Source organism: Paenibacillus sp. B-A-8 (assembly GCF_048572915.1).
GTDB lineage: Bacteria > Bacillota > Bacilli > Paenibacillales > Paenibacillaceae > Paenibacillus_AQ.
The window spans coordinates 2700988-2716566 of sequence record NZ_CP183882.1 but is presented as its reverse complement, the minus strand read 5'-3'; the positions used below and the strand labels follow the sequence as shown (position 1 = coordinate 2716566).

The 15579-nt window shown below is 41.9% G+C and carries 15 protein-coding genes and 1 pseudogene; 5 read left to right on the top strand and 11 right to left on the bottom strand.

Annotated elements, in window-relative coordinates; translation table 11 throughout:
- Window positions 1–250: 250 nt before the first annotated feature.
- Window positions 251–1669 carry an NAD-dependent malic enzyme gene (locus ACN6MV_RS11655; protein ID WP_375102640.1) on the bottom strand — a complete coding sequence of 473 codons (1419 nt, stop codon included), beginning with the start codon at window positions 1667–1669 and terminating at the stop codon, window positions 251–253.
- Between the two features lie 376 nt (window positions 1670–2045).
- Between ACN6MV_RS11655 and ACN6MV_RS11650 the strand changes: the two genes are divergently transcribed.
- A complete protein-coding gene (locus tag ACN6MV_RS11650) occupies window positions 2046–3041 on the top strand; it encodes an acryloyl-CoA reductase (RefSeq protein ID WP_042126626.1) in 996 nt (331 codons plus the stop codon).
- A gap of 305 nt (window positions 3042–3346) precedes the next feature.
- Here ACN6MV_RS11650 and ACN6MV_RS11645 read toward each other — a convergent pair.
- Window positions 3347–3934 (bottom strand): annotated as a pseudogene (locus ACN6MV_RS11645) (cupin domain-containing protein); the annotation flags it as partial.
- Window positions 3935–4108: 174 nt separating this feature from the next.
- On the opposite strand from ACN6MV_RS11645, the gene ACN6MV_RS11640 reads away from it, so the two are divergent.
- Entirely contained in the window at window positions 4109–4966 is an 858-nt protein-coding gene (locus ACN6MV_RS11640) for an alpha/beta hydrolase (RefSeq protein WP_419886400.1), read from the top strand.
- Between the two features lie 237 nt (window positions 4967–5203).
- On the opposite strand, the gene ACN6MV_RS11635 is transcribed toward ACN6MV_RS11640, so the two are convergent.
- A complete protein-coding gene (locus tag ACN6MV_RS11635; RefSeq protein ID WP_419886399.1) occupies window positions 5204–5698 on the bottom strand; it encodes a hypothetical protein in 495 nt (164 codons plus the stop codon).
- A 258-nt stretch (window positions 5699–5956) separates the two neighbouring features.
- On the opposite strand from ACN6MV_RS11635, the gene ACN6MV_RS11630 reads away from it, so the two are divergent.
- The gene (locus ACN6MV_RS11630; protein ID WP_419886746.1) at window positions 5957–6163 is read left to right on the top strand and encodes an excalibur calcium-binding domain-containing protein; all 207 of its coding nucleotides are present in this window, start codon (window positions 5957–5959) and stop codon (window positions 6161–6163) included.
- A gap of 7 nt (window positions 6164–6170) precedes the next feature.
- Here ACN6MV_RS11630 and ACN6MV_RS11625 read toward each other — a convergent pair whose 3' ends face one another.
- The 5 genes from ACN6MV_RS11625 to ACN6MV_RS11605 all read right to left on the bottom strand — a co-directional run bounded on the left by ACN6MV_RS11625 (window position 6171) and on the right by ACN6MV_RS11605 (window position 11074).
- Window positions 6171–6929 carry an ABC transporter permease gene (locus ACN6MV_RS11625; RefSeq protein WP_076121899.1) on the bottom strand — a complete coding sequence of 253 codons (759 nt, stop codon included), beginning with the start codon at window positions 6927–6929 and terminating at the stop codon, window positions 6171–6173.
- Window positions 6926–7675, bottom strand: coding sequence for an ABC transporter ATP-binding protein (locus ACN6MV_RS11620; protein WP_081954056.1), 750 nt, complete (start codon window positions 7673–7675; stop codon window positions 6926–6928). Before ACN6MV_RS11620 ends, ACN6MV_RS11625 begins: the two co-directional genes overlap by 4 nt.
- Window positions 7676–7788: 113 nt before the next feature.
- The gene (locus tag ACN6MV_RS11615) at window positions 7789–9414 is read right to left on the bottom strand and encodes a glycoside hydrolase family 9 protein (protein WP_419886398.1); all 1626 of its coding nucleotides are present in this window, start codon (window positions 9412–9414) and stop codon (window positions 7789–7791) included.
- 166 nt (window positions 9415–9580) lie between these two features.
- Window positions 9581–10330, bottom strand: coding sequence for a GTP pyrophosphokinase (locus ACN6MV_RS11610; protein WP_042126617.1), 750 nt, complete (start codon window positions 10328–10330; stop codon window positions 9581–9583).
- A gap of 165 nt (window positions 10331–10495) precedes the next feature.
- The gene (locus tag ACN6MV_RS11605) at window positions 10496–11074 is read right to left on the bottom strand and encodes a TIGR00730 family Rossman fold protein (protein WP_341112101.1); all 579 of its coding nucleotides are present in this window, start codon (window positions 11072–11074) and stop codon (window positions 10496–10498) included.
- A gap of 97 nt (window positions 11075–11171) precedes the next feature.
- Between ACN6MV_RS11605 and ACN6MV_RS11600 the strand changes: the two genes are divergently transcribed.
- Complete coding sequence (locus ACN6MV_RS11600; RefSeq protein WP_042126613.1) at window positions 11172–11489, top strand: MazG nucleotide pyrophosphohydrolase domain-containing protein; 318 nt, start codon at window positions 11172–11174, stop codon at window positions 11487–11489.
- A 68-nt stretch (window positions 11490–11557) separates the two neighbouring features.
- Here the strand turns inward: ACN6MV_RS11600 and ACN6MV_RS11595 are convergent, their stop codons facing one another.
- The 3 genes from ACN6MV_RS11595 to lepB form a co-directional block, all read right to left on the bottom strand.
- Window positions 11558–12418: an alpha/beta fold hydrolase gene (locus tag ACN6MV_RS11595; protein ID WP_419886397.1), complete on the bottom strand. Its 861-nt coding sequence runs from the start codon at window positions 12416–12418 to the stop codon at window positions 11558–11560.
- Between the two features lie 260 nt (window positions 12419–12678).
- A complete protein-coding gene (locus ACN6MV_RS11590) occupies window positions 12679–13716 on the bottom strand; it encodes an HD-GYP domain-containing protein (protein WP_042126607.1) in 1038 nt (345 codons plus the stop codon).
- 126 nt (window positions 13717–13842) lie between these two features.
- Window positions 13843–14340: a signal peptidase I gene (gene lepB / locus ACN6MV_RS11585; RefSeq protein WP_042126605.1), complete on the bottom strand. Its 498-nt coding sequence runs from the start codon at window positions 14338–14340 to the stop codon at window positions 13843–13845.
- Window positions 14341–14547: 207 nt separating this feature from the next.
- Here lepB and ACN6MV_RS11580 point away from each other — a divergent pair, with 207 nt between their 5' ends.
- Window positions 14548–15486, top strand: a complete 939-nt coding sequence (locus tag ACN6MV_RS11580) for an alpha/beta hydrolase (protein ID WP_419886745.1) — start codon at window positions 14548–14550, stop codon at window positions 15484–15486.
- The last annotated feature ends 93 nt before the right edge of the window (window positions 15487–15579 follow it).

The window sequence follows — 15579 nt, the reverse complement described above, 5'->3', positions numbered from 1 at the left end:
TTAACCCTTTTGGAAAAATACCCTTTTTAGAGGAAAAATTTAAGGGCACCCACTTGGATGCCCTTTCTACATATCATTGCATCAAACTTATTTAATTCATTTTATACATTATAGTAATTATATCAGTCACTTTATTAAAATGGGAATAGGTACTTTTAGCCCTAATTATGATACGATACCCATTTATGTGTCAATGTATAAAAAAACAGACTGCTCTCACTAAGCAAAGCAGTCCATTTATAGTTAACCTTTATTCCAAATCCTTAGCAATATCCTTAGGAATCCGGCGGGCAACATCTGTTGCGATAGCTGCGTGGATCACTGCCAAACGCACAAGCTCTACTACTTTTTCGTTAAAAATACTCGGGATTACGTATTGCTCATTAACTTCATCCGGATGGACGACGGAAGCAATCGCTTTTGCCGCGGCCAGCTTCATTTCAAGATTCACTGTTTTTGCTCTGCAATCCAGTGCACCACGGAAGATCCCAGGAAAACACAGCACATTGTTAATCTGATTCGGATAGTCACTTCTACCTGTCGCTAATACACGAACAAAAGGCTCAGCCAATTCTGGTTCAATCTCCGGTGTCGGATTCGCCATTGCAAACACAATGTTATCGCTGGCCATGCTCTTGAGATGATCGACGGATAGAATCCCGCCGCGTGACACCCCAATAAAGACATCGGCTCCCTGCATAACCTCCGTCAGTCCACCTTCAATGCCTTCCGGGTTCGTTGCGTCAGCAAGCTTCCGCCATTCCTGATTATCGTACTGAAGATCTTTTCTAAGAACACCTTCACGATCTACCGCATAGATCTTACGTGCTCCTGCTGCCAGAAGCATATTACAGATGGATACCCCTGCTGCACCTATCCCCACAACTACAATTCGAACATCTCCAATAGATTTATCTACTACTTTAAGAGCATTCAGAAGACCTGCCAAAACTACTACAGATGTACCATGCTGGTCATCATGAAATACCGGAATATCTAGCTCTTCAGCAAGCCGACGTTCAATCTCGAAACAACGCGGAGAACTGATATCCTCTAAGTTTATTCCCCCAAATCCAGGAGATACTGCTTTTACAATATTAATGATTTCATCTGGATCTTTGGTATTTAAGCATAGTGGAAAGGCATCGATGTTCGCCAATTGTTTAAACAGCATAGCCTTACCTTCCATAACAGGCATAGCCGCTTCCGGACCAATATCTCCTAGTCCAAGCACAGCCGTACCGTCCGTAACTACAGCTACAGTATTCCGCTTCATCGTCAATGAATAGGCTTTGTTCGGATCTTCAGCAATTGCCGTACACACTCGGGCAACTCCCGGCGTATACACCAGCGATAAATCCTCACGATTCTTGATAGGCATTTTAGGTGTGATTTCAATCTTCCCGCCTAGATGAGCTAAAAATGTTCGATCTGACACGTTGATTACTTTGACCCCTGGCATCTTCGATAGTATAGACATGATTTCTCCATTCGCGGCATCTTGCACGTTTATTGTTATATCTCGAGTTGTTACGTCCTTACCTGCACGAATCACGTCAATCGCAACGATATCTCCGCCAGCAGTGGCAATTCCTGAAGCAACATCACCAAAAGAAGCAACCGATTTCCGAATTTCGAGCCTTACAATCATCGTTGTTGCAATCGCCATGAATTAGCCTCTCTTTCTGCAATCCTAAGATTTCAAATACACTATACTATACCATTTAAACAAACTTTCATCCTATTGAATAGATCACCTTAGTATTTTTCTTCATACAGTATTCCCTTAGGCACCAGGACCAAATACATCAGGGATCGTAGCGACGGGCACAAAGCCGTTTTCACCTTAAAATAATCAAAATCTTCTGCATAGGTCATGCTCAGGATTCTTTCTATCTAGTTTGATTATAATGTTACAATTCACAATTAAAGTGCGATCCACGGAGTCTCACTTGCGTTATATCATAGACAATGACAAGTTGACTGGGCAGAATAAATATTATATATATGTCTTACCTATAACGTAGTTGAAGGAGCTTACACTTATGACAGAATCATTTCAAGCACTGGTTGTCGACAAAACAGAATCATCATTCTCCGTCGCTGTTAAGCCGGTTACCTTAGAAGAACTACCCGCAGGAGAAGTTGTAATTAAGGTTGCATACTCCAGTGTGAACTATAAAGACGGACTAGCCAGTATCCCAAACGGAAAGATTTTAAGATCCTACCCTTTTATTCCTGGCATCGACTTATCCGGTATTGTGGTGTCTTCCACAGACGAGCGGTTTCATGAAGGTCAGCAAGTCATTGCGACAGGGTATGGTATTGGCGTGTCTCACTTTGGAGGATATAGCGAATACGCATGTATTCCTGCTGCTTGGATCACCCCGCTCCCGGAAGGACTTACACTAAGAGAAGCTATGATCTATGGTACCGCTGGACTGACGGCTGGCTTGTCCATTCAAGCACTGGAGGACAACGGCATAGTACCAGACAAAGGTAAAGTCCTCGTAACTGGAGCGACCGGCGGTGTAGGTGGATCTGCTATCGCTATGCTTAGCACAAAGGGCTATAGCGTTGTGGCCAGTACTGGTAATGCCGAAGCTAACGATTATCTAAAAGGTCTTGGTGCGGAAGAAGTCATTTCACGCGAAGAGGTTACTGGCAGTTCGACCAAGCCTTTAGAGAAACAGCAATGGCAGGCTGCTGTAGATTCCGTTGGGGGTAACTCACTTGCCGCGATTTTGAGTAAAATCTCCTACAGAGGTTCTGTTGCAGCAAGCGGCTTGACCGGCGGCACTTCTGTTCCGACTACTGTCCTTCCGTTTATTCTTCGGGGAGTTAATCTGCTAGGCATTGATTCCGTAGAGTGCCCTGCTTCGCTTCGTGAAAAGGTGTGGACACGGATGGCAACTGATCTGAAGCCTGCACAGCTTGAGAACCTTGTAGATCGTGAAGTAACCTTAAATGAATTGCCGCAGGCATTGAATGATATTCTGCAAGGAAACACACGAGGAAGAGTGCTTGTCCGTATTTCTTAAGCCATAACAAGTAGACCTCCCGAGAAATGATCTCGGGAGGTCTTTTGTAGTTACTCTTGATTATTTGAATATTGATAATTCGGTTGTTGTTGTACATAAGGCTGTTGACGATAGTGCTGTTCATAGCCTTGCGTGTAGTATCCTTGCATCGGGTAAGGCTGGTAATTAAATGCTTGCGTCGCTGGAGGCATTTGTGAAGAGATGGGAATGGGTTGAGCTTGCATATGAGCGTATGGCTGCATGTTCGGATGCATGTGTGGGTGCATATTCGGTTGCATGTTCGGTTTCATATTTGCATGCATATTCATATTTGGAGCCATATTTGGAGCCATATTGCTAACTCCCTTTACTTTATCTTCCTCACAGCAGTCGGCAGGTGGGCCGATAAAGGTTCCAGGTTTTATAGGCGCTAAGGCTTCCTTTACCAAGGCTTCGTTCAAACAGTAAGTATGAGCTAATACATTCGCCGGAGTTTTGCTTAGAATATCCGAACCTAAGATAACCTCAGGAATAGGTGCGTCAAAAATCGCGAGCAAATGAGTATTATCGGCCGTTGCTACTTCATAATGCCACCAGCCTTGCGGGACATTTGCCACTTGACCTGGACAAATTGGGAAATGCAAAAGTTCATTTGTAAACGGATTGATTAAGGACACTACCGCTGAACCGCAGATACAATAGACAAGCTCTGCCGCATTTTGATGATAATGTGGCTCTACCACATTCGATTTACTAAGAAAAATATCAAGGAGCGAAGTATTCTCCAGTGTGTTCAACTGCTTAACGGACAGCAAATTAATAAAGTTGTTGGCATCCTTTTTAAAGAGAGTATTAGTGTTCACATCAAAAGTAAATTCTGTATCTGGGGACGTGTAGTCCATGTATGAAGTCACTGATTATTCCTACCCTTCTGTTACTATATTTTTTTGAATTCCCTAACAACAAGATATGCGTTTGCCTATGCCTGGGTGCCGGAGATTCACTGACTCCATTTAAAATTCATCTTTCACTGTTAAACAGGGCACCCTCTATAGTGTTAAAATCTCACACTACACAGGAGGCAAAGTATGAAATCGATTCACACTAAAATAGTTTTAGCGTTATGTATTACGCTTTTCACCATGATGGGCATGCAATCTATGAATCAACTCTCCACTGTTGCAGCCGCTGACCACAAATACTCTTCCAAACAGACTCCATTAACCTTTGTTCTGATCCATGGATCTTGGGCTACAGCAGGCTTTTGGGATGAAACTGCAGCCGAGCTCCGCAAATTAGGGCACACCGTCTACACGCCGGAATATGCCGGACACGGTGCGGATAAGAATAATAACGTAACGCATGAGCAAATCACAAAGTCCGTTGTTGACTATATCAAACAAAAAGACTTGAAGAATTTTATTCTCCTTGGACATAGCTTTGGAGGGTCAGTCATCCAAACAGTTTCCCAGCAAGTCCCTGATCGGATCAAACGGATCGTGTTCTTCGATGCCTTCGCGCCGCTAGACGGACAAAGTGTGGCGGATCAGTTTCCGGCAGATACGCTTAAAGCCTTTGAACAGCTTAAAGATGCATCCGGCAATAACACCATCACACTCCCTTTCCCGCTCTTTCGGGATACATTCGTCAACACTGCAAGTCTTGCGCAAGCAAAAGCCTTTTATAAACAAGCACCACCTGAATCGGCTACCCCACTATTTGAAAAGCTAGATCTCAAGAAATTCTACAGTCTCCAAATCCCTAAAAGTTATCTTTATCTGACGGAAGACACGGCTATCCCACAAGGTCGATATGGATTTCATCCGACTCAGTCCAGTCATTTAGGCGTCTTTCGCTTCATAGAGGGTAAAGGAGATCATATGACCACTGTCAGAACCGAGCCAAAAATGATGGCGGAATTAATGGTCAAGGCGGGAAGAGACTAGAAAATAGCAAATCAGCGAAGCTATCGGACTCAGATGCAGCTGTTCACCCAAAATTGCTCTAATAATGCGAATTGAAGGAGAATAAGAGTTATACGGTCCGCAATGATCGAGTGAAGCGATACTTTTTGTATAGCCCCCAGCGTACACTGATTGTTTATGCTTTCGAATCTTATAAAAAAGAGCAAGCGTACGGGAATGTTCCCTATTACGCTTGCTCTTTTCCAATTCTCCATACTTTTAAGGATTCGGCTTCACGCCGGTAATCACCCAGCTATTATGATCTTTAACAAGTGAGATCGTCAGAAGCATGGATGGTTCCGGACCATTTGAGGTCGCGGAATCTATGCGCATTTCTATAACCTCTGAATTTGGGTTAATTACTGTTTCTTTAGTAACCACGTATTTTGTGATCCATGGGCTGGATACGCCAGTTACCCAGTTCAGTTCAACAAACTGCGAATACATAACCTTTTTGAGTTCTTTGGAAAAGATCGAATATTGAATCGATGCATTCCGGTGCTGTAAACCGAACCCGTATAACTCAGCTGCTTGAAATGCAGTTGGTAATAAGATTCGTTTAGACTCCGGGGCTGGCAAAGGCATAGCTGAGAGCAGCTTTCCATTAGAATGAAACACCGTTCCTGTGTCAGGTGCACCTATTGCGATTCCCGGCAGAAGCAATACACCTGCGATCAGAGTAGCCGCCAATTTCTTTTTACTAATCAGAATCACCTCATAGAAAGCTTTTCACCTCATGTGAATTGAATTCTAATTATTCCCCGTTATCGCTAATTTCTATGTATCTTAACAACAATAATTATGTCACTTTCCACTTCCCAAGTGCCATTTCTATAGTATTATATTCCTAGGACTAGTGCATAAACGAAAGTACTAGCTTGAATTTTTCATCCAAAGGAGATGTTTCCCTTGAAAAAAACGATAAGTATATGCATAGCAACAGGGCTGCTACTCACTTTATCCATCGGTACCATGAGCACGGTAAACGCTGAATCCAAAGTCAAAACTTACAAGAACTGCACAGAATTAAATAAAGATTACAAAGGCGGTGTTGCTCTTTCCAGTTCAACTAAGAACAAGGGCGGCAAAACAAAATATAAACCCTATCTATCCAAAGAGCTCTATAATGCCAACAAAAAAAGCGACCGTGACAATGACGGAATCGCTTGTGAGAAATAAAATTCTATTATAGTTCTACCGTTTGCTTAAGCCGTAGGTCCGGTGTGAAAAAGAGCCGGTAGCTCATTACACTAAGCAGTATACTTGTTATGGCCGCAGAAGCGGTGAATGAGAACACAATCAGAATCTGGTAGCGGACTGCGATTACTGGATCAGCACCTGCAATAATCATACCCGTCATCATCCCTGGAAGCTGGACTAGGCCTACTGTCTTCATTCCGTCGATGGTTGGGATCATACTGAATTTCACAGATCTTTTTCTAACTTCATGGATCGCCTGTGGAACCGTTGCACCGAGTGACAGCAGGGTCTCGATTTCCCCTTTGCTCTGCTGTATTTCGTGCTTGATGTGGTTAATGAACAACCCCGAGACAACCATGGCGCTGCCAATGGTCATGCCACTAATCGGAATGATATATTGTGGAGTCGCCTCAATAATATGTAAGCCAAGCAGAATGCCCATCATGAGAAGTTCCATAGAGGCGATCGCAAGTCCAATTCTCCAGACTAATCCACGTAGTCCCTTCCCTCTTTTCGCTGCATTCCATGCGGCAACACTTATCATGAAGATTATAATCAAAATGACGTAGATCATCTGATCGGTTTTAAAAATAAATTGCAGCACATATCCGACCGCTAGCAATTGAATCGCCGACCTTATAGTGCCTACAATAATATCTTTTTCCAGTCCGAGCTTTTGCCATACTGAGACTAACATCGTTCCTAATACAAACAGAAGCGTAAAACTCAGTGCAGTATAACTCATAATAATGACGCTCCTTCTAACGGTCGAATAAACCTTTTGGCCAAAGCTTCCGCAGATTCAGCAAAAAAAGATTCACTCAAGTGTTGTTCTAGCTTACCATTCCCCATAAACCATGTGGTAGTGCTTATTCGGCTAGCCTGTTTAAGGTCATGAGTCACCCATATCATTGAAGTTCCTTCTTCTTTATGCCACTGAACTAGCAGATCCTCAACCCTTTGAGTACTGTCAATGTCTAGTGATGCTGTGATTTCATCGAGTAATAGAACATTAGGTCGCAGCAGCAATGACCGAATTAGGGAAATCCGCTGCTTCTCACCGCCAGAGCAATCTGCCGCTTTTTTACTTAAATCCAATTGATCCAGCCCTAGCTGCTCCAATAGTCGCTGTACTAGTTTAAGGTCATACGGTCTGTCATGCAGCTTACTGACGGTTCTTAGGTTATCCTCCATACTGCCAGGCAACATAACCGCTTGTTGAGCCACAAACCCTACTTTCATTCTCCACAGCCTTGAATCCATGCTTTTGAATGAAGTGCCATTAACAAGCATATCCCCTTCATCCGGAGCATCCAACAGAGCCATTATTCTAAGCAGTGTGCTTTTACCTTGACCTGAGGCGCCGATCAAAGCGATCCGGTCCGATTCAGTTATTTCTGCGGAGATGTCCGAGAATAGATATTTCGAAGCCTGTTCGCTGCTTTTCCAGTTCAGTTTTGCAATTCCTTGAATTTCAAAAATACGGCCCAATGCCTTACCTCCTATTGCCACACGTACAAATTACATACCACCACGTATTATAGCATTTTAACATAAAAAAAGAGAAAGGCATCTCCTCTAAGAGACACGCCTTCCCCTACAATTTATTGATTAAATCGAGCTGTAACGAACACTGCCGGTGAATTCCAATAGATCGTTACTTCATTCGTAGAGTAGCTAAGTTCGTGATCTACAAAACACTGAGCGGCTGGTTTGCCTTGCAGATGTTCTACTACATATTCATCATGGAGCCCACGATCTGGCCCCCCAGACACTAGACCCGGGACTGGATCAGCCACATGATCACCAACAGATGGACGATGGTGAGGATGTTTCACAGGACGATCGCCATATCCGGTAACATAACTGATATCAAGTACATTACGCCCCATCAGATAGTGTAAATGATCTAGCGCACAGTCCGCAAAACTCGAATCACCACTAAAATATTCAGCTGCAAGCAGCAGCATTGCGTTATTCATTACGAGCATGTTACTTCCCCAAATGTAATCCTCCTCTTTCAAGGAGATTCTAAAACCATCCTTACGACTCACTTCTGCTAAACGTTCCGCTTCAGCTATAAGCCCTTTTTTTAAAGATGTATACAAAGTTCGGTCTGCTTGCTCCTCACCCTTTAACAGGTACGCAAGCGTCCCATAGCCGCCCATATCTGCCCAGCCTAAACTGTATTTCGGAAATTCTAGCTTTACTAGTTGCAGAACAGCTTGATGGTATTCTTCATTCCCCGTCGTACGATATAACTCCGCTGCTGCCCAATAGCGCTCATCCTTATCGATCCCATCCCCGTATTCTCCAGTGCTAATTTCAAGTGGATTCGTGAAGCCGGGTGCGTCTGGATGTTGAACAAGCCACTCCCAAGCTAGTGTTGCTGCAGCCAGACATCTCTTCGCATAGGCTGAGTCAAATGGCTCATACACTCTTGCAGCCATGGCCATGACTCCAGCAAAATCTCCCGTGGCAGTAGCTGATACCGGTGAGAAATATAGATCCGCTGTGTCATCCTCAGGCATTACATCCAGGTCGGGGAAGTTCAATGTAGTTAATTTATGGTAGACTCCACCTGTTTTATGGTCCTGCATTTTAAACAACCAATCCAGCTCCACTTTGCATTCCAGCAGTATATCTGGCGTATGCCCGTCACTTTCAGGGATCGGAATAGCGCTTACAAAAGCGGATGGATATAATTCATAGGCTAGCAAAAGATCAGCGATGGCCTTTGCTCCGGGTCCACTATATTTTCCATAATCACCTGCATCATGCCAGCCTCCAGAACAGTCCAGTCGAAGATCTGTTTGTCCATATACAATTCCCTCTGCTGTATGACATGCTTTATGCTTCCAATCTCCAGCATACTCTTCCGTTAACTCAACCCCGCAGCGATAATAATAAAAGGCCTTCAGCAAGCCCTGTTGAAGCTCATGATAAGGTTTATCTGAGATTATAAATGATGCCGAAGCTATCCCCTCAGCCTGCTCAATCCGGTATCTACCTGTAGCACTAACCTCAGAAAAAACACCTGTATGTACAGTTACTCCGCTTGCCTCATCAAACCGTTCTGCACCCGATACCCCTTCGAATACTACATCACCACTGTCCACATTAACGATCCTAAAGTCATGTCCAGAACCAGAAAATACCGCAATCTTTTCTCCATCCACCGGATATCCAATTTGATTAACAGTAATGGTTCGGAGTGTACGCTCGCTCATCTTCATTCTCCTTCATATCAATTTGATGAAGCTGATGATTACAAGTATAAGTCTCTCTTTCAAGTTGAGAATACTCTATTTTAGTTATCCCTGGCAATGATGTATACAAGAAAAAACCTAGAGCTAATCCGAAACGAAACGGATAACCCTAGGAAATAAACACAGCTTATTTGCCGTCAAGCAATTTAATAAAGTTAGCTGGAAGTGTGAATTGCTTATTATGAACCACTATACGGCGAAGCTCCTCCTCGAAGGAGCTAAGATCATCTTCATCATCGTCTTTGATTTCCTTTATATCTCGGTGCAGACGCTCCATTTGTAGATCAAGGGCATGAGCGGCATCCGCAGCATTTTTCAGCTCACGTGTCATACTCTCTGGTACCGATTTATTATATTTATAGAAAATTTTATGTTCGAGACTTGCCCAGAAATCCATAGCAATGGTACGAATTTGTACCTCAACGCACACTAGCTCCTGACGATCTGACATAAATACTGGTACTTGAATCAGCAAATGCAAACTTTGATATCCGTTAGGCTTGGGATTCTTAATATAATCCTTCACTTCAAGAACCGTTAAGTCGTCCTGCTTTTGAAGCATTTCACTAACATGATAAATATCTGAGATAAAAGAACAGGTAATCCGCAAACCAGCAATGTCTTTAATACAATTTCGCACTGAGTTCAGTGATAATTCGCCATTTTTGCGCAGCATTTTGTTCATAATACTCTCTGGAGACTTGATCCGTGATTTGGTATGTTCAATCGGGCTGTAATCATGAAGAGATTGAAACTCCTGTTTCAGGATCTCAATCTTCGTCTCCATCTCATCCAATGCAAATTTATAAATCAACATAAAACGGGTAACCTCGTGCTTTAGCTTTTTAAATTGTTCAATTTGATTCTCGGGGGTCATAATCCATTTCTCCTCTTGTAGCGATTCTCTATATTTATCATAGCCAATCCACTAGTGAAATTCAAATTCAGTGGATTTCACTTATTAATTTAGAGAAGACAGCAAGATTAACATACAGCCCTTTTTCAAACTCATGTTGTCTTAAGAATACGCTTGAACTCTTTTCTAGTTAAGCTGTTTCCACTTTTGTTCTAGCGTCTGGGGAATATAACCCTCCAGTAACGTTAAGAGCTCCAGCGGCTCATCTGATAGGTTTAGCAGACTGAGATGTGAAGCATTAGAAAATCCCTCATTAATGCTATGTTGAATTAGATTCATCAGAGGGTCAAAATAATGCCTGATATTTAGAACACCCACCGGTTTCTTATGGATACCAATTTGTGACCAGCACAAAACCTCAAACAGCTCTTCATACGTCCCAAAACCACCGGGTAATGCAATAAAACCATCCGCCAATTCTCCCATTTTTGCTTTACGTCCATGCATATCGTCTACTTCTATCAACTGCGTTAATTCTCTATGTACCATCTCTCCATTAAACAACCCTCTAGGCATAACCCCGATCACCTCACCTCCACCTTTCAACACAGCATTGGCGACTTCACCCATTAATCCGATCCTTGACCCCCCGTAAATTAAGCGATAATTATTCATCGCCATGTAGTTTCCAAGTTCAACAGCTTTATCCTTATATTCCTCATGTACCCCTAAATTCGATCCTGCAAAAACGCAAATTGATTTCAAATCCTCATCCCCAAACTATATATTGATAATATCCGACATCTAATATACTATATGTTGGTGAATAAATCATGTTAAAGATTAAGGAGTGCTACATAATATGGAGATCAATGAAGTGCAGAAATGGATAAAAAGCTTTTATGGGCAAAGAGGCTGGGCCGATTACGGTCCTTTTATAAGGGTTGGATTTCTTATGGAAGAAACCGGTGAGGTTGCACGGGCAGTACGGTCCTATGAAATCGGAAGAGATCGTCCAGATGAATCTACCCCTCCACCAGAGCAACTGAGAAACGACTTGATTGAGGAAATCGGAGATGTGCTAGGAAATATCGCATTGTTAGCCGATTTGTATGGCATCACTTTAGAAGAGGTATTTACTGCGCATAAAGAAAAATTAGTGAAACGATTTAATTCCTAAGTAGATGTAGAAAAAGGGCTACAATCGGCATCACCGATTTGTAACCCTTTTTATATATTTAAACCTCGTTAAGCTTTACCGCTTAGAGTATGATTCGAAATAGCTTTAATTATGGTTTCCCAATCATCAGGGTGAACTTCGTGACCCGTTCCTTCTAAGGTTAGTAGTGACACATTAGGAATTTCTTCGGCAAGCGCCAAGCCATGCTCTAAAGGAAGTACGCTGTCTTCTGTACCGTGGATAACTAATGTAGAAACTACGATATTTTTCGCCTTACCTTCGTAGTCATCTACCCCTGTTAGAAGAGCATGATTAAACATGCTGAGTAAGTTATTTGCACGTTTTATTTCCATCCTAACTTGTTTATACGCTCTTTTCTCATCGAATTTATGTTTTGAACCACAAAGTATGCTCGAACCGGAAACCAAGTAATCTGCTACCACTTCTTCATCTGACCAATCCAGAGTAGCTCCATCCGCATGAAAAGCGAGAATCCTCTCATCCATTGGAGGCAAGTTCCGATCATTATCATCAGATTCAAAAATACTAGATGCGATCAATGTTAAGGTTAGAACTTTCTGAGGATGGCGAATAGCAAGAACTTGTGCAATCATACCCCCTAAGGACATCCCTACGATATTTGCCTGTTCTATATTATAAGCGTCAAGTAACCCAGCAGCATCATCGGCCATATCAAGCACTGTATAATTGGAACTCCCAGGTTCATAAACAACAGAACGTCCTACATCCCGGTTATCATATCTAATAACGTATCGTCCTGTATCCGCTAATCGTTGACAAAACTCCTCATCCCAAAAAACCATAGAACATGTGGCACCCATAATCAGTAATATTGCAGGATTGCTGGAGTCTCCAAAACTCTCCGAACATAGTTCAATACCGTTTACTTTAAATATCTTTTCGCTCATTGTTAATCCTCATTTCATTCGAATTTGGTAATCAAAGATTGCACACTTAAATAAGACCGGTCACATTTTAAAATAAATGGATGATGGTATCATTGAATTGTACCTCGATTTAACGCAAACGAATGAACTTGATAATCACGATAAGCACTCTCCTATTCGTTAATATGGGTTTTGAACCCAGCTTCGATTATAACACAAAAAGACTATCTCTCGATCTTAGCGACCAAGTGGATAGCCTAATTTTGCAACGAAATTATTCATTAAATAAATACTTCTTCAACAGTCAAATTACGCTCCTTGGATAAATCCCTAAACGTAGTTTCATCTACTTTCACTAACGGCTTAAAAATGTCCAAAGGATTATTCATAATAATCGTACCTTGCTCTCCATTGCTAAGCTGAACATTTTTACCTACAAAGTTCGGCAATAAATGTCCAATCAAAGCTTGTACCGCATTTCCATTCAGTTTACCAAAGCCTAGCTCATGCACCTTGCGCAGAACGGTTATTAGCCCCTGTTTTGGTTGATTCGCTCTTGTTGAGGTCATCCCGACGTAAGCATTAGCGACAGCCACGATCAATGTATACGGGTGCAGGTCCGTCTTACGAAGCATATTAGGATAACCTGTCCCATCCTCAAATTCATGATGCTGAAGCGCCACCAGTGCAGTCTTCTCGTCATTCATAGATTTAAGAATAATATCGTATCCATATGTAGTATGACGTTTTAGTTCTTCCGTTTCCTCAGAGGTTAAGTTTCCTGCCTTATTCAAGATAGAAGGGTCGATCTGACTTTTTCCTATGTCGTGTAGATACCCAGCCCGGCTAATCTCGTAACGTTCTTCTTTGGTATAACCTAACCAAGTCGCTATGTAAAAAGATAACAGTCCGACCTGCAAAGAATGATTGTATGTACCAACGTCCTCCCGCTCAAGCAACAGTAATAAGGACACTACATCCTTATGCTCATCCATTTTTTCCAGCAAGGGCTGCAGCGTAAGATCTACATCTGACTGCGTGAAACTGCCCTTGCTGAGTGCTTCTAGAAAAATAGACTCATAGTTTTGGATCACAAGATCAAAATTTCCATTCAGACTTTGCTCCAAATTCATCCCTTCATTATCCATCGCTATGCTGCGAGGTTCAATATCGACATAATCGATACGATGTCTCATCAGGAGGGTGATTTCTTCTTTGTAGACAATGGTCCCCTTCGGGAGCACATGTAGGCCAACACTATTGAAAGTGTCCATCATAAGACAATCGCCATGTTTTAGATCTGTGACATGAGCTTTCAAAATTCAGCACCCTTCCTATGTATAGGTATATTTTACCTTAAGGATAGCTAAATTCTTCCAAAGTCACAATATGGTTAAAGTCTCATTAACGCTCATAATTAGTTCAAAAGACCCCTGCGGCTTCACCTAAAAAGGAATACTAAAGTCCGCGATCACTTTTCCGATCAACTGATCCTTCGCTACAAAAGGAGTAGCCCAAAGATGAGCATCATAGCTTATATTCCGGTTATCTCCGAGAAAAAAGTAATGGTCCGCCGGAACCGTAACGGGTCCAAAAGTATAGTCCATCCGCTCATTAAGATAGGGCTCATTGATCTCCGTTCCGTTTCTGTAAAGTGCTCCATCTTTAATTTCAATGGTATCGCCTGGCAGCCCTATCAACCGCTTCACATATCTTTTATTCTCATCGCCTGCTACCGGCGGCGTAAACACAACGATATCTCCATGATCAAGTGTGGTCATCCATAACATTTTTTCAACGATTAGTCGGTCATTAATTTCAATTGTAGGGATCATAGAGCCCGTGGGAACCTTCATGGCTTCAGCAACATAAGTTCTTACAAACAAAGAAATGACCACGGCGATAGCAATACTAGGCAAATATTGTTTGATAAATTTCAACATAATCGCTCACCTCATATTCATTTTATAGACTCTTTGATCGGTGCTGTAGCTTTTTTCGCTCATTCATATTCAGTTCATATTGTCGTCATGTAGGGTTCACCTTCATCGGGTAAGCTTTCTTTGGCGAGTCTTTAGGATAGCCATAATAACTGATGAGGACAGGTGAAGATACGCGTGAAACCAAAAGAAGAAGCTACGAAAAAAAGGATGAATAAACTGCTTCGAATTACACTTATTTCCTTAGGGGCTTTAGTTACCGCAATAGTACTTTTTCTAGTGACTGTTTTTGTCGCTAATATTTTCTTCAATAAATCGGACCAAGCTAGAATAAAACCTTATGGTCAGTCTGTAAGCGTTGATGGTAAAAATATGAATGTTTTGATTCAAGGACAAGGCGAAGAGACAGTCGTGCTCTTACCTGGTTATGGAACGGTGGCACCGGGACTTGATTTTAAGCTGCTAGTAGATGAACTATCTCCATTTTACAAAGTTGTCGTGATCGAGCCTTTCGGTTATGGATTAAGTGATAGAACTGAAAAAGAACGAACCACGGAAAATATTGTAAGTGAGATTCATGAAGCTGTAAAGCAGCTTAAGATTGACCGTTATATTCTAATGGCACACTCTATTTCCGGTATGTACAGTTTGAATTATGTGAACAAATATCCAAACGAAGTGAGTGCATTTGTCGGGATTGATAATAGTATTGCAACGGAAGACAGAATAGGTGTTAAAATACCAACAGGAAAATTAAAACTACTTAGAAAATCAGGATTGGGCAGATTGTTATTTAAATCAAGTGGAAATCCCTATGCTGAATTGCCGTTTGATGATGAAACTAAAGAACAATTGAGATTGCTTACGCTTAGAAACACTTATAATTACACTAACTTAAATGAAGTGGAACATATGTCTTCTAATTATAAAGGGGCTCTAAATTCAACTTTTCCAAAGGATATTCCCCTATTGCTCTTTGTACAAGGGGATGATACTCTCTTAAAAGATTGGATATCATTGCATGAAGAGCAAGTCAAAAATTCCGTACAAGGAAAATTGGTAAAACTTGATGCAGGACATTATCTGCACCATACCAAATCAAAAGAAATCGCCGAAAATTTTAAGACATTTATGAAAGAAATAAAATAAGTATAGATTGTATCGCTCAGATTGTCTAAACCGTTTCACCTAATCTCCATGCTGCTGCATCATGTGCAAGCTACCTTGCATTTCATGCCGCAG